The organism is Pelagibius sp. (assembly GCF_965249265.1).
Lineage (GTDB): Bacteria > Pseudomonadota > Alphaproteobacteria > Kiloniellales > Kiloniellaceae > Pelagibius.
On sequence record NZ_OZ252224.1, the window covers coordinates 4,391,868 to 4,413,018 of the forward strand.

Sequence of the window (21,151 nt, forward strand, 5' to 3'; positions counted from 1 at the left end):
TGCCTCGGCGTCTTTGCCTTCTATCGCGGTCTCATATCACCATGGGCCAATCCAGAAGGCACCGTCAGCAGCAAACATTTGGCGAGCGCTAACGAAACCAGCTTCTTTTGGATCGAGCTTCATCTCCAGCGGTACCCATACGGTACCCGAGCGTTCGGCAGTGGTGTAGATGAGCAGAACGAAATCACCTGCAATCTTTTTGAGATGGCGAGTATTTTGGCTGTTTATGGGAGTTCCCAACCAACGATACCAGTCGGACCTTTTCCAAGCAGTGGATGATGAGCCAAGGCGATCCTCAAGAGTGCCGAAATGACCGGAGTCGGCCAGGAGCGGTCATTCCTCTTATGCGTACCAACTTCCAACTGCCGAATGACAAAGGCCGTTCGGATAACGCGGATTGCGGCGCGCTCTCATCTTACTCCGAACATCAGACTAGCCGGCTATCATCTCAGGCATGATAGTGCGTCAATCTATTCGATCCGCTTTGCTAGCCGGGTTCCTCTGTGTTCTCTCGACCTGTGCCGCGTTCGCGACGGACTCTGTCCAGTTCAAGTGCACAAATGACGAGACACAGCTGGCGGGTTTTCTTTCTGTACCCATGAACTTGAGCAAGGTACCGACCGTTGTCTTCCTTCACGGTTGCAGCGGGTTGGGGAGTGCAGGCCGAATTTACGCGACGTGTACAGCGTGGGGTAGATTTCTGAACGACGCCGGATATGCCGTCCTAATGATCGACAGTGTCGGTCCACGTGGTTTCCAAGAGACTTGCAGCCCCAGCGGAGCGCGGCGGGTCATGTAACGTGACCGGCCAGGAGACGCCTACGCTGCCCCGGCATTTCTTCAGTCCTTGCCCCGCATTGTTCCTGCCCGTATCTCTCTGATGGGATGGTCGCAAGGTGGCTGCATCACGCTCTTGATCATCATCTCCAAGAGTATTGGCCAACCGAATCCGCCGCCGGCTCACGACTTCCGATCGGCCATTGCCCTCTGTCCGAGTGCTTGCAGCAACCGCCTTCAGCCTCAGCCATTTACGGATGTCGAACCTGGCAGCTGGTCGCCGGTCGCTCTATTGCGCATACTGCAAGGAGGCGACGACAATTGGACGAAACCCAGATCATGCCTTGAATTCATAGAGGCGGCTCGGCATCGAGGCGAACTGGTTGAGATTATTGTCTATCCCGACGCGGAGCATCCGTTCGACGCACCAGACATGCCTCTTCGAAAAAGGCTCGGGGTGACGGCTATGGACGGCGAGGCGCCGCTGGTCGGCACAAACGAGGCTACCCGATCAGACGCCTTTGTGCGGGTGCTGAGGCTCCTGAAAGACAACGTCTCAACGAAGTGATCGAGCGTCTTCACCGGACGGACGGTTTACGATCCGAGAGCCGAAGTTGGATGCGTGCACCCCGAAGGGCCAAGATGGTCGGCTCCCGCGTTTCTTAGCACTTGCGTGACTAATCAAGTTTCGGAGTCAATTCGGGATGGGCCGAGACCGGCCAGGAACGGCCATTTGAGCTACCGTTTTGAGCAGCTCTTCTGCGGTGACCTTCGGCCGTTCGCGAAGATCTATGGGCTCGGCATGGCCGTTGGTCTCGACCGACAGTTAAGCTGGACAGCTTGATCAAACTCTGTTTGTTTGCATCGAATGTTCCTCGGACCGTGCGCGGGCAATGAGCTTTGAGATAACCCTACTTGTTCTGCTGGCGGCAGCGCTTCACGCTGGATGGAATGCGTTGATCAAGATCAGCGGAGATCGCGTAGCTGTCATGGCCGTCGTGACCCTGGCCGGCAGCCTTTTCTCTCTCCCTTTTTTGGCTTTCGTGGAGACCCCAGATCCGGCGAGTTGGCCACTGCTGGCGCTGGCTGTCCTTCTCCACACCGGCTACCACTTCTTCCTGCCGATTGCATACGATCACGGTGATCTGGGCCAAGTCTATCCGATAGCCCGAGGGTCCGCGCCAATTCTGGTGACCGGCGGCGCTCTTGTGTTCGCCGGTGAGGTCCTCGAGCCCCTAGCTGTCGTCGGTGTGATCTGCCTTGCCGTGGGCGTTATGGCGCTAACGTTCGATGGGGCCTCTGGCATAGCTAGAAGGCCGAAAGCTGTTGTTTTTGCTTTGATCACAGGCGTCTGCATTGCATCCTACACCGTCGTGGATGGACTTGGCGCTCGGCAGGCAGGCTCGGTCTTGGGATTCGCCGTCTGGCTTACAATCGGCGACGGACTGCTGACTTTCCTGATTGCCCTGTTTTGGAAAGGAAATGCGATTTGGCGTGTTGCCCGCTCCAACCTCGTAACCGGATTTGCCGGCGGCGTCATGCAAGTCGGTGCTTACTGGATTATCGTCTGGGCCCTAGCCCTGGCCCCGATGGGTATGGTTTCCGCGCTTAGGGAAACGAGCGTCCTGTTCGCGGCGATCATCTCAACCTTCGTCTTGAAAGAAGGCTTCGGCGCTTGGCGCTTTGTATCGGCCGGGCTCGTCAGCCTTGGTCTCCTACTTAGCCGGAGCCAGAAATGAAGCATGGTTAGCTGGGACCGTCTAGGAACGCCCTAGCCGATGGCCGCGACCGGGCGGCAACCTTACGATAAAAATACTGCCGTTGGTAGACGGATAACTTGATCGACCGCCTTGGGTCGGTTTGAACCACTTGTGATCTGCTCTGGCTGATCCCGTTCGGCCGACCACCTTTAGCGGTAAAAATCATCAATTGGTGACGAGCGCCGCAATGACCACAAAGAGCCCACCTCGACCAACGCTGCGTCGACAACGAATGACTGCTTTGCTTAAAGGCTGATAGCACACCAGTCGAGTCTGGACCTGCATCAGTGGTTGTCTCGAAAGCTGGACTTTGGCCCAACTGCGACACCGATACCGTGCAAGGCGTGTTCTATCGAGTGATTCCCGATGGGTGCGCAGCAGCAGCGCTACTCATGCGCCTCAATGACCCTAACAATGGCAACGCGACAGCACCGAACGGCTGTGATACCAAAAAGGGAACTTCACTCCCAGGGACGCAAACGACATCATGGACGCTTGGCTCGGCCCCGATGCCCTTTCAATTCTAAGCGCGATTGCTGCCATCCGCATCGCAGCCTGGCTAACGCCTGGTCCCAACATGCTCGTTGTCATGAACGCCTCGGTCGTGGCAGGCCGCCGGGCCGGCATCCTCACCGGCTGGGGCGTGGCGTTCGGCGGATTGCTCTGGGCCACGCTCGCGGTCGCTGGTGTGTCCGTTCTGTTTGCCGCAGTCCCACAGGTTGCGCTTGCGCTTCGCCTCGCGGGGGCAGCCTACCTGCTGTGGCTCGGGTTCAAGTCCTTCCGGAGCGCTCTTGTCGGGAGCGCACCGTCTCACCCGAATGGAACGGTGGGCGAACGCCCGCTCGGGTGGCGGGCGTTCCGCACGGGCTTCCTCGTTACAGCCACCAATCCCAAAGCCGCGCTGTTCTACGGCTCGATCCTGACGACCTTCGTGCCGGTTGACGCGCCGTCTCTCCTTCTGGTCGCGATCGTTCTCATGAGCGGGACGATCGGAATCGTCACCTACACGATTACCGGCGTTTTCTTCTCTGCCGCCCCAATCGTACGCTTCTTCGAAGCGGCACGGCGACCAATCTTGGCAGCGATGGGTGCGCTGTTCTGCGGGCTGGGAACGAGCGTAGCGTGGAATGCCCTTAGGCGAGCCTGAGAGAAGCTGCAGGGTGTCGCATAGGGTATACTTGCGAAGCCGTTGGCAGATGCGGATATTAGCACTCCATCATCAAATGGCAGCTTTGTCCGCTTGGGCATCATTCACACTCCTAGAGCCGAGCGACCGCGTTGGGTCGATCTCACCTGTTTGCTGCTCTGCATTGTCAGCATGCGTGGTTGAATGTTGGTTGCGAGGTGATTTGAACCCGCGGGCTAGGATGATCTAGGGTCGGGACTCAATTGATGCACCAAGTGATGGCCGCGGCTAGGCAGAAGGCGGCAAGGAAGGTGTCGTCGCGCTTGTCGTATCGGGTGACTATCCTTCTGAAATCCTTGAGCCTGCAGAACATCCGCTCGATGAGCTTGCGGGCTCGGTAGGCGACTTTGTCGTAGGAGTGAGGATGCTTGCGGGTTGGGTTTGGAGGGATGACCGGCTCACATCCGCGTTCTGTCAACCAGTTGCGCAGCTTTGTGGCGTCATAGGCCCGGTCGGCCAGAAACTGTTTGGAGGTCGGGATAAGCTCAAGAAGCAGGCCGCACCGACCAATTCATGCGTCTGTCCTGGCGTGAGCGAGAGGGCTATGGGGCGGGCCAGCGCATCGGTTATGGCATGAACTTTAGTCGTCCGTCCGCCGCGCGATCGACCGATTGCCTGTTCGAAGTCCCCCCTTTTTTTGCCCCCGCCGCCGAGCGGTGCACCTTGATGTGGGTGGAGTCCACCGCCGTGGTCGATACGACAAAGCTTTTGCCCGTCAGGGCGTAGAAAATGTCCTCCCAAACCCTCTGCTTGCTCCATCGATTGAAGCGGTTGTAGATCGTCGTTTAGGGGCCGTACTCCGGCGGACAGTCGCGCCACCGCGCTCCTGTCTTGAGCATATAGGCGATCCCGGAAATCACCCGACGGTCATCCACCCGATGAGCCCCGCGCCGACCGCGCGGCAGATAGGGCTCAATCCGGGCCCACTCCTCCTCGCTCAGGTAAAACAGATTTCTGCTCATCCAAGCCTCCTTTGCTCAGAAGCCTTGAATCACAGTTCCCCGACCTCGGGAAGCCCCTATTGAGTACAGACCCTAGGGCAATGATGCAGGTTGGAAAAGCTGCATCGCACGGTCTCTAGCGCAATTGGATACGTCAAATCGTGCATGCTTGCATCGAGCGCGCACGAAATTGCGTCACCCATCCCATCTCTTTCGATGCTAATGGGTTGGAGCCGGAGAAACCGGGTTCCGCGGCATAGTCCCATCGGAGAATCAAACATTGGAAGCGCGGGCCCAGAACTTCTGGTAAAGGTGATCTTCACCGCCTCTTGGTCGGGGAGCTTGCCGAGCTTGAGGGTCATTGAGCGTGCCTTCACCCGCGATAGGGGCGCAGCGCCAGGTCCTTGTGGATGATTATCGTGAGTCGCCAACCGGGCCGGATTGTGATGGTGGGTTGGATGTTGACGTTGCGATCCGTGATGCATTGGCTGGCCTGGTTCGTCTACGAGAGAGAGATCGACGCGGCCCTCTACGTGCCGAAGCCTGAAGCGCCGAAATGCCACGAGATCGCCGAGACTATCCGGCTGTTCGAGAACCGGGAGCAGTTACCCGATGAAGCGCTTCTCAACAATGCCGCGCTTGCGGGAATCAACCATTACACGACGCTCTGCGCTTTGCTTGGCGCCCGCGGATCCAACCAGCGCAAGGTTATCGGGCTCGTGACTAACGAGGGTGAACCGGACGAGCGGGGCCGCGTTTTGGGAGACCCTCGGGTGTTCAAAGCGACCGTCACGACACCCGGCGCCACGGCAGACCAATACAAAGCGGTCGTTCGTCGAAATGTAGCGGCACAGTCCCGACAACCAGCAGCGCAAGCTTCTACGCACAAAGCTGAGCGCGACCAGCAAATGGCGCAGATAACGAAGAACAAGCAAAGGCACGGATAGATGAAGCGCGACGCTCTGAGATCGTTGAAGTTCGAGCCACCTACGATCCAGCACTTGAGCAAAGCCTGAAGACGGCGAAGCCAGCCGGTATCGTTGGCCGTCTGGTCGGTGGGAATCGTGCCATCCTCGCTCGCGCCTGGTCCGGAAGCGCCGCCCAGTGCGAGAAGAATTTGGTCATCTTCTTCGAGCTTGACGGAACTGGGACCGTCGAGTGGTGGCGCAATGACCGCGACGCCTATGGCCTATTGCCTTGGCGCACCGGCCGCTGGAAACTCCGCGACGATACTGTGATCATGATCTTCGATCATCGGGTCGAGTATTCGAGCCTTCTCGGCAAGGTGCAACCGGGACCCATCAACGAGACCGCACAATTCGACCTCGTTAAGGCGGACAGCGAAGAACTCCGGTTAGCAGCTACCGGCGGAGGACTGTCACCCGGGCTGTTATTCCTCGGTGGCGAGGAGAAACTTTTCGTGCGCTGTAGCGAGTAGCTCAAAATCTGCAAATGGCCATAGCGATCACTCGGTATGGCTATACCAAAGGGCCATACGCGGCCAACTGCAGTCGCTTCAATTGGCTTACTCACTTCTATGTTAGCACATCATATGAACATCAACTTGGCGTTGGTAATGCGCCATGGCCAGATTAATATGTGATAGTCTAGCAAAATGATCGCGGAAACGAAAATCGCCGAAGAGCTGCGCGCCTTGGAAGCCCGCCTGATGGACCCTCTTGTTCGACGCTCGCCACGCGAGGTTGACAGCCTTTTGGCGGATGACTTCATTGAGTTCGGAAGTTCCGGCCGTATATACGACAAGCCGACAATGATCGAGGCGCTGCAGCAGGCTCCGGGATTTGACGGCCCACGTACGATCACGGAGTTCAATGCTCGGGAACTCTCACCTTCGATCATGCTTGTCACCTACCGGATTCGCGAGACGGCTACCCTTCGAAGCTCAATTTGGCGGTCCAATGGGAAGCATTGGAAGATGGCGTTCCATCAGGGAACGCGTTCAGCGCTCGAATAAACGGTGACGGCTCGCGGCCAGAATTAGTCATTCGTTGGATTTGCAGCAAATGACGGCTTCGCGCCAAAATTGCTGACTCGTCAAGATACAGCCAAGACTTCTTTTGATCTGTGCAACATCGCGTTAGGGTCTACGAATGGCTCTCACGAGTACAATCACCGGCTACAACGACCGATGGCCTACGCTCTTCAATCAAGAGGCGGATCGGCTCCGCCCCCTATTCGGCGAGACTCTCGTAGATCTTCACCACGTTGGAAGCACAGCGGTTGTCGGCTTGGCCGCGAAACCAGAAATCGACATTCTGGTTGTCGTGAACGCCACAGAGGATTTGGATCTTTGGGAAGGAGCTCTCAAGCAGTTGGGATACAGGCGGGGTGGAGATTTATCGGCCGGTCACCACTTCTTTAAACGCGACGTCGAGGGGGTGCGAACGCATAAACTGCATGTATGCCTTGTCGGACACCCACAGATTTCCCGAATGTTGAAAGTGCGCGATCACCTGCGCTCCAACGACAAAGATCGCGAGGCCTACAAAGCACTAAAGTTGCAGCTTGAAAAGGAGAGCCAGACCGGCATCGCCGAATACCTGAATGGCAAAGCTCCGTTTCTGGATGAGCTGTATCAGAAGGTTCATTCGACCGAATAGCCGGCGCTCGCTGTTGTTGGGTCAGGAGATTCTGCAACTGACTTCGACGAGGTTGGCATCGGGATCCCGGGAGTAGACCGACATCAGCTTCCCGACTGCGCCTGCTTTCTCTGCAAGCCCCTCGACGACCTCTACGTCATGCGACCGAAGCTGCGTGATCACATCTTCAATCGGCAGATCGGTCAGGACGCAGGACTTGCCGCTGCCCGGCCCCTTTTTGTCTGCGAGGCTGGGCAGAATGTTTGCATCCTGGACGCTGATTTTGTTTGATCCGAAATGAAGCGACCATTTGCCGGCCCGTTCCTCGCGCGCCTCCAGACCAAGAACGCGCTGATAGAACTCAAGCGTGGCCTCCACACTGCTGACGCAAAGGACAGTGTGGTCGAAGCCATAGATATTCATGCCCTAGTTACACTGGAGTGACTGTATTTCGGCAATGCGCCCGACTGCGCGAAGCTCAAAACCATCGCCGGAACAAATGTCCGCTAAGCCCCGCATCTCGGTCATCCACAAGTCAGAGCCGAATGACCGACTTGGGTCAAGGCTGTGTGGAAACGTTGTGATGGTCTAGAATGGTTCTGATCGGCGGAGGCCGGGATGAAGCGTGCTTCCAAAAAGGCGTGTTGTCGCTGAGCTCGCCTCATAGGTTGACCGGATCTAGCCAAAAGAAGTAGTTTCCTGCAACCTACTGAGAGAACCCACCGAAATACGCACGGTACCAGGCTTTTTCGTGATGATCTTGAACGTCGGACTGTGGGGTAAAACTCGGATCTAACTTCTGACGTAGTAAGCCAAGTGTACGAAAGTCACGTTGCGCTACAACCGGAATCCGAGTCCGGAGTAACTGGGCTGCGGCAACACCAACACCTGCACGATATTTTCTCTTTTCTGAGAACCGGCTGCCGTCAGAGATAACCTGACTGCCACAAGCTGCGCTGATGTCAGCAAGAATTGCAATCTCGATCTTGTTCTCCAAAGCAAAGTCCGACATTGCCCGAGCACCCTGAAGCATGGCCTGGGTAACGTCGTTACCGTGCTGGTCTAAGACGCTTGCGATGCCGTCGATAACGTCAAATCCGTCCCCGCCGTGGATATCGGGCGTGGCTCTAGGTGTTCCGAGCGCATGATCCTCCGGGCAGAACGGTATTGATATCATCGTGGGCAACGATGTCAGTGATCCCAGTGATCCGCTCATTCCATAATCCGTGCCATCGACCCCGCATTTCAACCCCGCGAGGCAGCCACTTAACATCACCCGCAGCGGATCAGAGGCATGCGGGTCGCGGATTTGAGCCATCAGATTCGGCGCGTGGGCCAAAAGCAGCTCGTGTCTCGGTTTCAAGGCAGTTCCTTACTCCAGGCAGTGATCCTATACTCGCGAGTAGATGATAAGGCATTGAGTGGTCGATACAAAGATCGCAACTCGAATTGAAAGGGTCATTCCCACGATGACAGTCGAACGACCGTTCCTGGCCGGAAGCGGCCATTTTCACGACCCGAGCGGAGGATAAATCACATCGAGTACTTGAGTTCGCGCGGCGGTGGAAACCGCCGCACGCGGGATTTCAGGTCACTTTGAATAGATTCCTGACCCTGCCCCAGACCTCTTCGATCCCGATGCCGCCGTTCCGGGTGTAGGCCTTGAAGGGGAAGCCTATGTAGTTAGGCAGCCAGCCCTCGACTTGTCTGCGGTCATTGCTGCCAGCGAGGCTGTCGCTAACGGCCTCCTTGGCCGCTTTCTGAGGCTTGGCGTTGACGGTCCAGAGACCGGAGCCGCCGATGGCATGGGCCACCATCAGCCGCAGGGCGACGGCAGGGTAGCCCAGCAGAACTTGAGTGGAGAGAAAGATCGGCTTGGGCGAATCTCGAAAATGGGGGACAGCCACATACGAAGACTACTGGTTGTGGGGGCAACGGCTTTGATCCGATTCTCCGAAACCGGTCGACGCCTCTTGCTGGTTGGGCCGATGCGTTGCTCTCCAGACGACCAGTGCGCTTGGTGTCTGTCGCACAAAGGCACATACTGCGCGGGCATAGGCTTGTGCCAGTATCGCACTCCACGACGATCCATAGACATGCCATCGGTCAACGCCGAGCAGGTTTCGGAGTCGTTCGATATCGTTCAAAAGATACGCCACGGTGTTGGCGTCGAACGCTTCGACGGATGCGCTGGCGTGTGGTCGGAAACGCCCTGCACCTCTCTGGTCCATCATCACAATGTGCTAGCGATCCGGGTCGAACAGGCGTGGCATGCGGGGCGACACACCATCACCCGGTCCGCCGTGCAGGAGAAGGATCACCCGGCAGGATGGCTTCCCTCATCCCGGAAAGGTCAAGACCGATTCTCGAACGCCGCGCCCAGAACGATGGACGATGTCGTACGTTCGACGCCTTCGATCTCTCCGAATTCCTGCAAGACCTGGTTCAGCCGCAACGCGGTTTCCGCGTCAACGATGACGATCAGGTCGAAAGCGCCACTGACCGAATAGCAGGATCTGGCCTCGACGGTGTTACCGATCTTGCGGATGATTTCGGTTGTGTATTTCGGGTCCACGGTGAAACGCACAATCGCCTGCAGCCGTTCCTCCTCCGAATGCTTTCCCAGTCGGATCGTATAGCCGGCAATGACGCCGTCACGCTCCAGGCGGGACATGCGGTCCTGAACCGCCGAACGGGACAGGCCGAGGCGCCGTGCCAGCGAAGCCGTGGCTTCGCGTGCATTCGCCTTGAGGAGCTCGACCAATTTCGAGTCCACACTGTCTAACCTGCGTTTCATCGGCTAATCCGTTATTCTGATGGAAAATTTATCAAAAAATTGTCAATACGAGGGATTGTATCCGGTTTTACGCTTTTTTTACAATAAATCAGACAGGTATTGCATCGTTTCGACGACAATTCGCCGAACCGCTGGCACCAAGCAAAACAAGAAACCAATAACCGGAACACGATTTCGGACCCGCATTCGGAGGCCGCGCCATGGGCGCCGTCAGGCCCAACAGAGGAGTCAGGAAACCAATGAAAAAATATCTTTCTGCGCTGGCAATAGCCGCCGCGCTCAGTTCAACGGCTTTGGCGGCCGATTTGAGAACCAACATCAATGCCGACCCGGCCATGGTCGATCCGATCACCTATTCCGAACTCATTGCCGGCGACGTCATGGTCAATGTCTATGAGGGCTTTGTCGCGCTGGACGGCGATGGCAATGTGGTGCCGGCGCTGGCCGAAAGCTGGACGGCGCATGATGACGGCTTGGGATTCCGCTTCAATCTGCGTCCCGGTGTCAAATTCCACAGCAGGCGTGACTTCGGCGCCAAGGACGTCAAATACACATTCGAACAGTTGCTGATCCCCGGCAATCGCGGTGGTCTCAACGCCAGATATCTAGACAACATCGTCGGATCGAAGGCCGTCAAGGACGGTGAAACCACCGATCTGGAAGGCGTCAAGGTGGTTGACGATCACACACTCGACGTACGTTTTTCTTCACAGGACGTGCTCTTCCCGATCTATCCGTTCTTCTTCATGGACAGCGGGATTGTCGATGAACTGGGTGAAGACTGGGCGACCAAGGCATCGGCCGGAACCGGTCCGTTCAGCTTCAAGGAATGGAATATCGGACGCAACGTTGCGCTGGAGGCATTCCCCGATTACTGGGGCGGCGCACCGGGGATCGATGGCGTACAGTTCTTGATCGTACCGAGCGGTGATACGGCCGTGTCGATGTATGAAGCCGGCGAACTGGACCTGGTCTATGCCGATACGCCGACCATCCGGCGCATCCTAAAGGACCCGCAGTTCGAGTCCGACATCATCAAGTCGCCCGCGGCGCAGATCCGCTATCTTGGCATGAACCAGAACCTCTACGAACCGTTCAAGGACGTCCGCGTGCGTGAGGCTATCTGCATCGGTTTCGACCGCAACGCGATGATCAACGGTCTCTACCAGGGTGCGGCCTTCCCGCTCTACGGCCAGGTCACGCCGGGGGTTGCCGGGTACAACCCGAACCTGAAAGAAATCCCTTACGATCCGGAGCGCGCTAAGGCTCTGCTGGCCGAAGCCGGTTATCCGAATGGCGACGGTATGCCGCCGATTAAGGTGACCAGCACCGAGCCCAACAAGAACGACATCACCTATTTCGCCAGCCAGTTCAAGGAAGTGCTGGGCATTCCGGTCGAGGTCGAGGTCGTCGAACGCGGCACCCATATCAAGCGAATGAATGCCGGCGAAGTGCCGTTCTTCCCGTGGGGCTGGTCGGCCGGCTATCCCGATGCGCTCTACTTCCTCAGCCAGGTCTGGTACGGACCGAGCACCTACAACCGCTCGCGTTGGCAAAATGACGAGTTCGACGCTCTGATTGAAAAAGCACAGGGTACGACGGACGAGCAGGAACGCTACAAGATGTACAACCAGGCCGAGGAAATCCTTATCAACGATTGGGGAACCTGTCCGACCACGGTACGCATGCAGGTGGCGCTGGCCAAGCCCAACGTGAAGGGCGTGGCCTTGACTCCCTTCCGGTTCCTGCCCTTCGGTGACGTGAAGATCACCGAGTAATCCAAAGCCACATCCCCAGCACTGTCGCGAGTTCAACCATGTTAAAATATGCTGCACGGCGAGTGACGGGCCTGCTGGGGGTGTGGTTCCTTGCCGTGGTCATTACCTTCATCGCCGTGCAGTTCGTGCCCGGCGATCCGATCATGGCGCTGCTTTCGGACAATTCCGGCGATGTTGAACTCGAGGCCCGGCTGCGCGCCGATTACGGTCTCGACCGTCCGCTGCCGGTTCAGTTTCTCGACTATCTGGCCAACATCGCCAACGGCAGCTTCGGGCTTTCCTACCGGTATGCCGGTGCCACCGTTTTCGAAGTGATTTCCGGCGGTCTGCTGATCTCACCGGTTCTGGCGGTGCTGGCCATCGTCATCGCCGTTCCGCTGGGCGTCATTCTCGGAGTCTTTGCCGCCCAGCGCGCCAATTCCTGGGCCGACACATCGGTGATCTTGGTTCTGGTGGCCGGTATCTCGATCCCGAATTTCGCCATGGCGTCCTTCATCGTCTATCTACTGTCGATCCAGTGGACGCTGCTTCCGGTGGCCGGTTGGGGTGGTCCCCAACACATGATCATGCCGGTAGCCATTCTGGTCATCCCACCCACCGCCTATATCGCGCGCCTCACGCGGACCTACATGCTAGAAGTGCTGCAGCAGGACTTCGTGCGGACCGCCAAGGCAAAGGGGCTGCGTGATCATCTGGTGATTTACCGCCATGCCTTGCGCAACACCTTCGTGCCGCTGCTGACGACCATCGGCATCATCTTCGGCGGCCTGCTGTCGGGGACCTTCGTCGTCGAAACGATCTTTAACATTCCCGGGCTGGGACGACTGGCGATCGAGTCGATCTTTGCCCGCGACTACCCGGTGACCATGACCATCGTGCTCCTGTTCACGATGTTCTATTCGCTCATCAACCTGGCGGTCGATCTGGCCTATGGCGCACTCGATCCGCGCATACGTCTCGACCAGGGGAAAGACTGACCATGGCTGAGCCCACGGTATCGTCAGCCGCGCGGTCACGATCGGATTTTCTGCTGCGGTTTCGCCGGTCGCGCAATGCGATGATCGGCGCGACCATCGTCACGCTGGTTGTCCTGATGGCGCTGTTCGGCCCCTTTTTTATGAACCACGATCCGGTCCGGGTGAATGTCCTGGCCAGTTGGCAGGCACCCGACCAGACACATTGGATGGGAACCGACGCGCTGGGGCGTGACGTCCTTGCCCGCATCGTCCTGGGCGCGCGCGTCTCCCTGCTGGTGTCGTTTTCGGTACTGGCGATCACGCTGACGATTGGTACAGTGCTTGGAATGTGCGCCGCCTTTTTCGGCGGTTGGATCGATGCGGTCATCATGCGGACCGTTGACATCATCTTTGCCTTTCCAGAACTGATCTTCGCCATTCTGATTGCCGCCATGCTGGGGCCAGGGACTTTAACGGTGATCATCGCCCTTTCGATGGTCTGGTGGCCTGGAATTGCGAGGCTGACCCGCTCGCTCGTGCTCGGGCTCAAACACGAGATGTTCATCGATGCGGCGACCACGTCGGGCACGCCGGTCCACAAGATCATGCGCCGGCATTTTCTGCCCAACATCGTGGCGCCGCTGATCGTGCGCGCCTCGATCGGTGTGGGGTTCATCATCATGGCCGAGGCAACGCTGAGCTTCCTCGGAATTGGCATCCAGGAACCGCAACCCACCTGGGGTGCGATGATCCGTGACGGGCTGTCGCAATTGCGCACCGATCCGCATCTTGCCCTGTTTGCCAGCCTAGCCCTGGCGACCACGATGATCGGCTTCAACCTGCTGGGGGACGGCCTGCGCGACATTCTCGATCCGAAGGTGCGCACCCAGTGAATTCGCAAACCGACCCTTTGCTGGACGTACGTGACCTGTCGGTTTCCTTCACCGGCCTGCGCGGTTCGGTGCAGGTTCTCGACCGGGTGAGCTTTTCCGTCGACCCTGGAGAGATCGTCGGCATCGTCGGCGAAAGCGGATCCGGCAAATCGGTCACTTCGCTTGCGATCATGAGTCTCCTAGGCGCACAGGGAAACGTCGATAGCGGCGTGATCCGTTTCGGTGACGACATGCTGACCGATTTGAGCGCAACCGAAATGCGCAAGAAACGCGGCCGCGATCTGGCGATGATTTTTCAGGAACCGTCGACCAGTTTGAACCCGATCATGACGGTCGGTTTTCAGATTGCGGAGGTGCTGATCGAGCATACCGGCGCGGACCCGGCCGACGCCCATCGACAGGCCGTCGATCTGATGGGCAGGGTCGGCATTCCGGCTGCGGATCGGCGGGCGACAGATTATCCGCATCAGCTCTCTGGCGGCATGAAACAGCGGATCATGATCGCCATGGCCCTGGCTTGCCAGCCCCGCCTGCTAATCGCCGACGAGCCGACCACGGCACTGGACGTGACCATCCAGGCGCAGATTCTCGACCTGATTGTCGAGTTGCGCGACCAGCTAGACATGGCCGTGCTGCTGATCACCCATGATATGGGGGTCATTGCGGAGACGGTCGATCGGGTCGTGGTGATGTATTCCGGCCAGATCGTCGAGCAATCGACCGCCCAGCGCCTGTTCGCCGATCCGCAGCACCCCTATACACGACTGCTTTTGCGGTCGATCCCGTCGGCGCAGCTCAAGCAGGACGTGCTTCCGGTGATCGAGGGCTCGGCCGCCGCACCGTCGGAGGTATTGCCGGGGTGCCGGTTTGCACCTCGCTGCCCACTTGCCGCGCCGGAATGCGAGCGCCCGGACCTGCCGCTGCAACCAATCGCTCCCGACCACGCAGCGCGCTGCGTCCGTCTCGACGCAGCCGGGCGGTTGATAGAGGAGGTGTCGGCATGAGTGGCACGCCGATCCTGCGTCTCGAGAACGTCACCAAGAACTTTGCCATCCAGTCGAGCGGGCTGTGGCAGGCCGAGCAGCACCTGCGCGCCGTCAACGATGTGAGCCTCGACGTGCACGCCGGAGAAACGGTCGGTGTTGTTGGGGAATCCGGTTGCGGTAAGACCACGCTGGGCCGCACGATCTTGCGCCTGACTGATCCCAGTGCCGGACGCATCCTGTTCGACGGGCGCGATATCACGCAACTGTCCCGCGCCGAGGCAAAGACCATGCGGCAGGATATCCAGATCATTTTTCAGGATCCCTATTCCTCGCTCAATCCGCGCATGAAGGTTCGCGACATCATCGCCGAGCCGTTGGAGAATTTCGTCTCCGACCGCACCGAGATCGCGGCGCGGGTTCGGGAGGTGATGGAGATCGTCAAACTGCCGGTCGACTATGCCGACCGGTATCCGCATGAGTTTTCCGGCGGCCAGAGACAACGCATCGGCATTGCCCGGGCCATCGCCATACGCCCGCGTCTCATCGTCTGCGACGAGGCGGTCTCCGCACTCGACGTTTCGGTGCAGGCCCAGATTCTCAACCTGCTGAAGGCGATCCAGCAGCAGACCGGGGTTGCGCTGCTGTTCATTTCCCACAATCTGGGCGTCGTGCGTTTTCTCAGCCACCGGGTAGCGGTAATGTATCTGGGCCGGGTTGTTGAACTGGCGCCGGAGCAGGCTTTGTTCGAGACGCCCCGCCACCCCTATACCGCGGCTTTGCTGCGGGCGATTCCCGAGGCGGATTATGAACGGCGCGGCACGCGCAGCCATCTGACGGGCGACATTCCCAGCCCCATCAACCCGCCACCCGGCTGCCCATTCCACCAGAGATGCCCCAAGGCGCAGGATCGCTGCCGGACCGATGAACCGGCCCTGGTCGAGCTGGAGCCCGACCACTGGTGCGCCTGTCACTTTCCGAACACCGAGAATGAATGGATTCGCGATGCTGTATGAGCGGACGACCTATACTCCCAAATCGGGTTCTTTCGACGCGGTCCTTCAAACCCGACGAGCCGCCTGCGATATTCGACGCAAGCTCGGCCTGCCGGTCGGCGAGATTTTCGTCGAAGCCAGTTCGGACGGCGAGGACCTGGTGCACTGGGAATGTCAGTTTGCAACGGATGAGGACCAACAAACCGACTTGCAGGCCCGCAACGGCAGCGGAGAATTCAGTCGCGTTCGCGACACCATGCGCGAACATATCGAAGACTTTCAGCGCCGCCTGTTCAAGCGCGCCGAGCATCAGTCCAGCCAGTTGCGCCAGACGTCGCTCGAAGGCATGCCCGTCGTTCCCGAGGAGGTCACCTTCCGCAGCGGCGATCTGACACTCAACGGATATCTCTATCTGCCGCCTGGCGACGGCCCGTTTCCCTGTATGGTCACCAATCACGGCAGTTCCATTCATCAGGGGACATCGGATGTCTGTCGGCCGGGGACCGCGGCCGTGCTGATGAGCTGGGGGCTGGCCTCGTTCCTGCCGCACCGGCGGGGCTACGGCAATTCGCCCGGGCGCCCCTGGCGCGAAGACGTCAGCGCTGACTATGGCACCGAGGCCTATGACACGCAGCTCTCCAAACGCCTCGACGACGAGAGCAGTGATGTGGTTGCCGCGCTGGAGATGCTGGAGAAGCGGCCCGAGATCGACGCTGGCCATATCGGCGTCATGGGGAGCTCCTTCGGTGGTACGGTCACCCTGCTTGCAGCTGCCAAATGCGAACGCTTTCGCTGTGCTGTCGAATTTGCCGGGGCAGCGATGAACTGGGAGAGGACGCCGGGGCTGCGCAAGACCATGTTCGATGCCGCCCACCGGCTGACCCAGCCGATCTATTTCATGCAGGCCGCCAACGACTATTCGGCGGCGCCCACGGCGGAACTCTCGGCGGCTCTGGACGGTACGGACAAGATCGTCAAGTCAAGGATCTATGCGGGTTTTGGTTTGACCAAGGATGAGGGGCATTTTCTCTACGGCCAGGGCGCGGCACTGTGGGGCAAAGAGGTACGGGAGTTTCTGGATCAATGGCTGTAACCGAAACGACACCCGGTCGCTGGCTTGAAGACCTGACCTGGCCGGAGGCCGAGGCCTGCATGAAGCGTCAGGCGGTGTTGCTCGTGCCCATCGGCGCCGCTTCGAAGGAACACGGGCATCATCTGCCGCTGTGCACCGATTATCTGCTGGCGCGCGGCATCTGCGACGGCGTGCTGTCCGAGCTGCCGGTGCTGGCGGCGCCGGTGATCAGCTTCGGCTACTATCCGGCCTTCCGTCACTACCCTGGCAGCCAGCACCTGCGGCCGGGGACGTTTACCGCCCTGTTGCGCGATGTGCTGGACGGGTTCATTACCCAGGGGTTCGGACGGTTGCTGGTGGTCAATACCGGCATTTCCACCGAACCCATCGTCAATGTCGTGCTGCGAGAGACCTACGAAGACACTGGTACCCGAGTCCGGGCGGCCCATATCAGTCGCCTCGGTCGCGCCGCCGACGGACTGATGGAGCAGGAACTCGGCGGGCACGGCGACGAGCACGAAACCTCGCTGATCCAGGCACTGGCGCCAGAGCGCATCCGACCCGGCAAGGCCCAGCAGGACTACGGCACCGTGCGCGAGCTGCCCGAAACCGTGTTCTACCAGCCGACGATTTTCAATCCGTCGACTGACAGTGGCCCCGACTACAGCGCCACGGGCGTGCGCGGCGATCCGACACTGGCCATGTCGGAAAAGGGCGAGGCATCGCTCAAAGCGACGGTCGCCGATGTGGTCGACGGGATCCGCGCAGTCTGGCCAGAGGCGCTGACGGGAGAGCGATGACAATGCAGGAGACATACGACGTCATCGTCGTCGGCTACGGTTATGCTGGCGCGTTTACCGCCATTGCCGCGGCCGATGCCGGGGCGCGGGTTCTGCTGCTGGAGAAGGCGGCACTTCCGGGCGGCATCTCCATCTGTTCGGCTGGCGGGCTGCGCACGGCCGATGATGCCGATCAGGCCTTTACCTATCTGCGTGCCAGTGCCGGAGGCAAGACGCCGGACCCCGTGCTGCGCCAGTTGGCCGATGGCATGACGGGGGTGCACGAGGTTCTTTGCCGGCTAGCCGAAGGCACCGGCGCCCACATCGATAACCGCAATTCGCCGGCGAACTATCCCTTCGAAGGCTATGAAACCTTCGGCTTTAGCTATGTCGAGGATTTTCCGGGCTTCGACCCGGCTGCCGCCTGGCCGCATGTGCGTGGTGCAGCGCAGGGAGCGCTGCTGTTCCGACTGCTGCAGGTGAATGTGGAGAAGCGCGACAGGATCACTACGCGGCTTGCAACCCCGGTCGTTGGGCTAGAGCGCTCCGGCGATACGGTGACAGGCGTGCGCCCAATGGACGGAACGAGCATTGCCGCCCCCGGTGGCGTCGTGCTCGCTTGCGGCGGTTTCGAGGCCAACCCCGACATGCAGGCACAATACTGGCCCGGAGGTCCCGCACTGTCGGCCGCCTATGCCGGTAACACCGGCGACGGCATTCGCATGGCGCAGGCGGTCGGTGCCGATCTCTGGCACATGTGGCATTGGCATGGCTGTTACGGCTACCGGCTGCCGGACGGCACTTATCCGTTTGGCGTGCGGGTGAAGCGGTTTCCCGACTGGACGCCGGACGACGGCGGTACTGCGCGAGACGGATTGCCGATCATGCCCTGGATTTTGCTTGACCGGCGAGGGCGGCGGTTCATGAACGAATACGAACCCTACGTCCAGGACACCGCCGGGCGGATGCTGGCGAAATACGATCCGGCGCTGCAGCGCTACGAACGCAATCCGGCCCGCATGGTAACCGACCGGGCCGGACTGTCCATGTACCCGCTGGGCAAGCCGACCCGCAACGATCCGTCCGCACGATATGACTGGAGCGGCGACAACAATCGCGAATGTGAATCGGGCCTGTTTCGTGAGGCGGCCCACATCCAGGAGCTTGCAACGCTGTGTGAAGCGCCCGTCGAGATTGTCGAGGCGACGGTATCGCGGTGGAATGCGGCATGCGACGATGGCACTGATGGCGATTTCGGGCGACCGGCAAGTTCGATGCACCCGCTCACGCCGCCTTACTTCTTAGCGGCGGTTGAGCCGGTGGTCTCCAACACTCAGGGCGGTCCGGTCCACGACGCCGAACAGCGGGTGCTTGCACCGGACGGGTCTCCTGTCGCGGGCCTTTTTGCGGCGGGGGAGTGCGGATCGGCCTTCGGGCATCTTTACATGTCCGGTGGCAACCTTGCGGAATGCTGCATTGGCGGGCGCATTGCCGGGCGAAATGCGACCAAAAGGGCACGCGCATGATTTCTCTGGCCGACGATGCGGCACTTCTGTCGCCCGCCGAGATGGCGCAACGACTGGCCGAACTGACGGCGGATGGGCAGACCGTGTCGGATTACTACGGCAATGGCGGCGCCGTGGAAGCTTTCGAGTCGCAGATCGCGAAACACCTTGGTAAGGAACGGGCGGTGATGTTTCCCACCGGAACCCTTGCCAATCTTTGCGCCATACGGCGGCTTGCCGGACCGGACAATGCGCGCGTTCTGGTGCATCGCGACGGACATTTCTTCAACGACGCGGGTGACAATCTGGCAGCCCTCGGCCGCTTCACCATGGTTCCCGTTGCGGGCGAGGGTGCGGGTTTCGACGCGGATGACGTTCAGCGCGAAATTGATCGGGCGGCAAGCGCGCGCGTTGCTGCCCGCATTGGCTGCATCGCAGTGGAGAGCCCGAGCCGCCGCATCGACGGGCGGCAATTCGGCGCCGGCCGCATTGCGGAAATCGCCGACGTTGCCGAGGCGAACGGCATACCGATGTTTCTGGACGGCGCGCGCATGCTGATCGAATGCGCGGTCACCGGGCAAAGCCCGGCTGACATGGCCGCTCCCTTCGGTCTCGTCTACACGTCGCTCTACAAGTATCTCGATGCGCCGTTCGGTTGCGTGCTCGCTGGGCCGGCCGCCATGCTGGACGACCTCTATCACGAGCGGCGCGGCTATGGTGGCGGGCTTTGGCAGATGTGGCCCTCTGCAGTGATCGCAGCCGACAAGCTTGAGCGCTTCGATACGCTATGGCGTGATGTCATTGCCCATGCAGGTGCCGTGTTCGACCAACTGCAAGACGGCCCGGTGACGGTGACGCCGTTCGAAGATGGCACCAATGCCGTCCGGCTCACTTTGCCGCAGGCGCCCGTGTCCTCTGAAGCGCTGTTGGAAAAAGCCGCGTCGCTGGGCCTGAGGGTGCCGGCTTCGGCAAGTGCGCAAATAACGATCAAATTCAATGAATCCTGGCTGACCGCCTCTCCGGCGGAGCTGGTCGATAAAATACGGGGTCTCGCGACATGACCGATTATGTGAAAGGAGAACTGGGGCTGGATCACGTGCTGTGGGCTGTGCCCGACCTCGATGCCGGTGCGACACAATTCACCGAAGCGACCGGTGTGACGCCCGGCAATGGTGGTAGCCATGCCGGGTTCGGAACCCGCAACTCGCTCGCCTCACTGGGCGACCAGATCTATTTCGAGATCATTTCGGTCGATACCACGCAGGACCGGTATCGCGAACGCGCCCAGCGAATCGGCGAGCTGAAGACGCCGGAGATGCACACATTCGGCGTTCGCGGCGAGGACCTGGAGGCCTATCGCGACGCCGCCCGCGGGCTTGGACTGAACGCCTCCGATCCCGTCGGCATGTCGCGCATGCGCGCCGACGGTGTGAAGATCCAATGGCAGTCCATCTATATCGACGATCCGGTCTGGGGCGACATGATCCCCTTTCTGATCGACTGGATGGGCAGCCAACACCCCTGCGAAACCACGCCGACCGGCCTGGAATTCGTCTCCTTCGCGGTCCTCCATCCCAAGGCCGACGAGCTGACCGAGATATACCGCTCACTGGGCGTGCGCGTGCCCGTGCGCCGCTCGGTGTCGCCCGGTTTCATGCTGGAAATGGACACGCCAAAGGGAAGGATCCTGATGGTATGACCCACGACCAACTTGCAGACATGGTGGAGGGCTGTCCGTTCCACCGCTTCCTCGGGCTGAAGCTTGAGGAATTCGATGAAGTGGCCGGGCGCGTCTCGATTTCAGTCGAGGCGCACGAAGACCTGTCGCGTAGTGACGAGAGGGTCGAGCTGCATGGCGGCGTAATCGCCAGCCTGATCGATCTTGCAGGGGATTACGCAGTGGCCCTGAAAGTCGGCCAGGGCGTGCCGACCATCGGGCTCAATGTTGACTTCCTGCGGTTCGCGCGCAGCGCCAAGGTCACCGCCACAGCCAGTATCGTCAAATGCGGCCGCTCGATTGCGGTCGCCGAAATCCGCGCTACCGACGAAGCCGGTTCACTGATCGCCATCGGTCGTGGCACCTATTCGTCGGTCGCCAGTGCCGGTTGAGTGCCGGGACAGGAGATAAC

General features: G+C 59.7%; 21 protein-coding genes and 3 pseudogenes. 18 read left to right on the top strand and 6 right to left on the bottom strand.

Annotation, left to right across the window (positions count from 1 at the left end; translation table 11 throughout):
- The first annotated feature begins 1,670 nt into the window (after positions 1–1,670).
- The gene (locus ACP146_RS20515) at positions 1,671–2,516 is read left to right on the top strand and encodes an EamA family transporter (protein ID WP_422368622.1); all 846 of its coding nucleotides are present in this window, start codon (positions 1,671–1,673) and stop codon (positions 2,514–2,516) included.
- 508 nt (positions 2,517–3,024) lie between these two features.
- On the top strand, positions 3,025–3,684 hold the full coding sequence (locus ACP146_RS20520) for a LysE family translocator (RefSeq protein ID WP_422368623.1): 660 nt from the start codon (positions 3,025–3,027) through the stop codon (positions 3,682–3,684).
- Between the two features lie 238 nt (positions 3,685–3,922).
- On the opposite strand, the pseudogene ACP146_RS20525 reads toward ACP146_RS20520, so the two are convergent.
- A pseudogene (locus tag ACP146_RS20525) lies at positions 3,923–4,685 on the bottom strand (IS5 family transposase).
- Positions 4,686–5,074: 389 nt separating this feature from the next.
- On the opposite strand from ACP146_RS20525, the gene ACP146_RS20530 reads away from it, so the two are divergent.
- From ACP146_RS20530 to ACP146_RS20545, 4 genes are all read left to right on the top strand, one after another.
- Positions 5,075–5,611: a hypothetical protein gene (locus ACP146_RS20530; RefSeq protein WP_422368624.1), complete on the top strand. Its 537-nt coding sequence runs from the start codon at positions 5,075–5,077 to the stop codon at positions 5,609–5,611.
- A gap of 170 nt (positions 5,612–5,781) precedes the next feature.
- Positions 5,782–6,102 carry a hypothetical protein gene (locus tag ACP146_RS20535; RefSeq protein WP_422368625.1) on the top strand — a complete coding sequence of 107 codons (321 nt, stop codon included), beginning with the start codon at positions 5,782–5,784 and terminating at the stop codon, positions 6,100–6,102.
- Between the two features lie 177 nt (positions 6,103–6,279).
- Positions 6,280–6,639: a DUF4440 domain-containing protein gene (locus ACP146_RS20540; RefSeq protein ID WP_422368626.1), complete on the top strand. Its 360-nt coding sequence runs from the start codon at positions 6,280–6,282 to the stop codon at positions 6,637–6,639.
- 136 nt (positions 6,640–6,775) lie between these two features.
- Complete coding sequence (locus ACP146_RS20545) at positions 6,776–7,285, top strand: GrpB family protein (RefSeq protein ID WP_422368627.1); 510 nt, start codon at positions 6,776–6,778, stop codon at positions 7,283–7,285.
- 21 nt (positions 7,286–7,306) lie between these two features.
- On the opposite strand, the gene ACP146_RS20550 is transcribed toward ACP146_RS20545, so the two are convergent.
- The 3 genes from ACP146_RS20550 to ACP146_RS20560 all read right to left on the bottom strand — a co-directional run bounded on the left by ACP146_RS20550 (position 7,307) and on the right by ACP146_RS20560 (position 9,171).
- Positions 7,307–7,687 (bottom strand): VOC family protein, encoded by a 381-nt coding sequence (locus ACP146_RS20550; RefSeq protein ID WP_422368628.1) that lies wholly within the window; start codon positions 7,685–7,687, stop codon positions 7,307–7,309.
- Positions 7,688–7,970: 283 nt separating this feature from the next.
- Positions 7,971–8,627, bottom strand: a complete 657-nt coding sequence (locus tag ACP146_RS20555; protein WP_422368629.1) for a DUF523 domain-containing protein — start codon at positions 8,625–8,627, stop codon at positions 7,971–7,973.
- A gap of 223 nt (positions 8,628–8,850) precedes the next feature.
- Positions 8,851–9,171, bottom strand: a complete 321-nt coding sequence (locus ACP146_RS20560) for a hypothetical protein (protein ID WP_422369701.1) — start codon at positions 9,169–9,171, stop codon at positions 8,851–8,853.
- On the opposite strand from ACP146_RS20560, the pseudogene ACP146_RS20565 reads away from it, so the two are divergent.
- Positions 9,097–9,296 (top strand): annotated as a pseudogene (locus ACP146_RS20565) (transposase); the annotation flags it as partial. The gene ACP146_RS20560 and the pseudogene ACP146_RS20565 overlap by 75 nt on opposite strands.
- A gap of 31 nt (positions 9,297–9,327) precedes the next feature.
- On the opposite strand, the pseudogene ACP146_RS20570 reads toward ACP146_RS20565, so the two are convergent.
- Positions 9,328–9,498, bottom strand: a pseudogene (locus tag ACP146_RS20570) (prolyl aminopeptidase); the annotation flags it as partial.
- 119 nt (positions 9,499–9,617) lie between these two features.
- Positions 9,618–10,061 carry an Lrp/AsnC family transcriptional regulator gene (locus ACP146_RS20575; protein WP_422368630.1) on the bottom strand — a complete coding sequence of 148 codons (444 nt, stop codon included), beginning with the start codon at positions 10,059–10,061 and terminating at the stop codon, positions 9,618–9,620.
- A 200-nt stretch (positions 10,062–10,261) separates the two neighbouring features.
- Here ACP146_RS20575 and ACP146_RS20580 point away from each other — a divergent pair, with 200 nt between their 5' ends.
- Genes ACP146_RS20580 through ACP146_RS20630 form a run of 11 tightly spaced genes read left to right on the top strand, consistent with a single transcriptional unit; the run spans position 10,262 to position 21,131 of the window.
- The gene (locus ACP146_RS20580) at positions 10,262–11,839 is read left to right on the top strand and encodes an ABC transporter substrate-binding protein (protein WP_422368631.1); all 1,578 of its coding nucleotides are present in this window, start codon (positions 10,262–10,264) and stop codon (positions 11,837–11,839) included.
- A gap of 38 nt (positions 11,840–11,877) precedes the next feature.
- Positions 11,878–12,816, top strand: a complete 939-nt coding sequence (locus tag ACP146_RS20585) for an ABC transporter permease (protein WP_422368632.1) — start codon at positions 11,878–11,880, stop codon at positions 12,814–12,816.
- Between the two features lie 2 nt (positions 12,817–12,818).
- The gene (locus tag ACP146_RS20590; RefSeq protein ID WP_422368633.1) at positions 12,819–13,688 is read left to right on the top strand and encodes an ABC transporter permease; all 870 of its coding nucleotides are present in this window, start codon (positions 12,819–12,821) and stop codon (positions 13,686–13,688) included.
- Entirely contained in the window at positions 13,685–14,692 is a 1,008-nt protein-coding gene (locus tag ACP146_RS20595) for an ABC transporter ATP-binding protein (RefSeq protein WP_422368634.1), read from the top strand. The genes ACP146_RS20590 and ACP146_RS20595 overlap by 4 nt, the downstream gene beginning before the upstream one ends.
- Entirely contained in the window at positions 14,689–15,687 is a 999-nt protein-coding gene (locus ACP146_RS20600) for an ABC transporter ATP-binding protein (protein ID WP_422368635.1), read from the top strand. The genes ACP146_RS20595 and ACP146_RS20600 overlap by 4 nt, the downstream gene beginning before the upstream one ends.
- A complete protein-coding gene (locus ACP146_RS20605) occupies positions 15,662–16,759 on the top strand; it encodes an alpha/beta hydrolase family protein (RefSeq protein ID WP_422368636.1) in 1,098 nt (365 codons plus the stop codon). Before ACP146_RS20600 ends, ACP146_RS20605 begins: the two co-directional genes overlap by 26 nt.
- Positions 16,750–17,538, top strand: coding sequence for a creatininase family protein (locus tag ACP146_RS20610; protein ID WP_422368637.1), 789 nt, complete (start codon positions 16,750–16,752; stop codon positions 17,536–17,538). The genes ACP146_RS20605 and ACP146_RS20610 overlap by 10 nt, the downstream gene beginning before the upstream one ends.
- A gap of 2 nt (positions 17,539–17,540) precedes the next feature.
- Complete coding sequence (locus tag ACP146_RS20615) at positions 17,541–19,043, top strand: FAD-dependent oxidoreductase (RefSeq protein WP_422368638.1); 1,503 nt, start codon at positions 17,541–17,543, stop codon at positions 19,041–19,043.
- Positions 19,040–20,083 (top strand): threonine aldolase family protein, encoded by a 1,044-nt coding sequence (locus ACP146_RS20620; RefSeq protein ID WP_422368639.1) that lies wholly within the window; start codon positions 19,040–19,042, stop codon positions 20,081–20,083. The genes ACP146_RS20615 and ACP146_RS20620 overlap by 4 nt, the downstream gene beginning before the upstream one ends.
- Positions 20,080–20,721, top strand: a complete 642-nt coding sequence (locus ACP146_RS20625) for a VOC family protein (protein WP_422368640.1) — start codon at positions 20,080–20,082, stop codon at positions 20,719–20,721. The genes ACP146_RS20620 and ACP146_RS20625 overlap by 4 nt, the downstream gene beginning before the upstream one ends.
- The gene (locus ACP146_RS20630) at positions 20,718–21,131 is read left to right on the top strand and encodes a PaaI family thioesterase (protein ID WP_422368641.1); all 414 of its coding nucleotides are present in this window, start codon (positions 20,718–20,720) and stop codon (positions 21,129–21,131) included. The genes ACP146_RS20625 and ACP146_RS20630 overlap by 4 nt, the downstream gene beginning before the upstream one ends.
- Positions 21,132–21,151 lie beyond the last annotated feature (20 nt).

Coding starts and splice junctions, on each gene's coding strand:
- ACP146_RS20515 (WP_422368622.1), top strand. CDS start 1,671: ATGAGCTTTGAGATAACCCTACTTGTTCTGCTGGCGGCAGCGCTTCAC.
- ACP146_RS20520 (WP_422368623.1), top strand. CDS start 3,025: ATGGACGCTTGGCTCGGCCCCGATGCCCTTTCAATTCTAAGCGCGATT.
- ACP146_RS20530 (WP_422368624.1), top strand. CDS start 5,075: ATGATTATCGTGAGTCGCCAACCGGGCCGGATTGTGATGGTGGGTTGG.
- ACP146_RS20540 (WP_422368626.1), top strand. CDS start 6,280: ATGATCGCGGAAACGAAAATCGCCGAAGAGCTGCGCGCCTTGGAAGCC.
- ACP146_RS20545 (WP_422368627.1), top strand. CDS start 6,776: ATGGCTCTCACGAGTACAATCACCGGCTACAACGACCGATGGCCTACG.
- ACP146_RS20550 (WP_422368628.1), bottom strand. CDS start 7,687: ATGAATATCTATGGCTTCGACCACACTGTCCTTTGCGTCAGCAGTGTG.
- ACP146_RS20575 (WP_422368630.1), bottom strand. CDS start 10,061: ATGAAACGCAGGTTAGACAGTGTGGACTCGAAATTGGTCGAGCTCCTC.
- ACP146_RS20580 (WP_422368631.1), top strand. CDS start 10,262: ATGGGCGCCGTCAGGCCCAACAGAGGAGTCAGGAAACCAATGAAAAAA.
- ACP146_RS20585 (WP_422368632.1), top strand. CDS start 11,878: ATGTTAAAATATGCTGCACGGCGAGTGACGGGCCTGCTGGGGGTGTGG.
- ACP146_RS20590 (WP_422368633.1), top strand. CDS start 12,819: ATGGCTGAGCCCACGGTATCGTCAGCCGCGCGGTCACGATCGGATTTT.
- ACP146_RS20600 (WP_422368635.1), top strand. CDS start 14,689: ATGAGTGGCACGCCGATCCTGCGTCTCGAGAACGTCACCAAGAACTTT.
- ACP146_RS20605 (WP_422368636.1), top strand. CDS start 15,662: ATGAATGGATTCGCGATGCTGTATGAGCGGACGACCTATACTCCCAAA.
- ACP146_RS20610 (WP_422368637.1), top strand. CDS start 16,750: ATGGCTGTAACCGAAACGACACCCGGTCGCTGGCTTGAAGACCTGACC.
- ACP146_RS20615 (WP_422368638.1), top strand. CDS start 17,541: ATGCAGGAGACATACGACGTCATCGTCGTCGGCTACGGTTATGCTGGC.
- ACP146_RS20620 (WP_422368639.1), top strand. CDS start 19,040: ATGATTTCTCTGGCCGACGATGCGGCACTTCTGTCGCCCGCCGAGATG.
- ACP146_RS20625 (WP_422368640.1), top strand. CDS start 20,080: ATGACCGATTATGTGAAAGGAGAACTGGGGCTGGATCACGTGCTGTGG.
- ACP146_RS20630 (WP_422368641.1), top strand. CDS start 20,718: ATGACCCACGACCAACTTGCAGACATGGTGGAGGGCTGTCCGTTCCAC.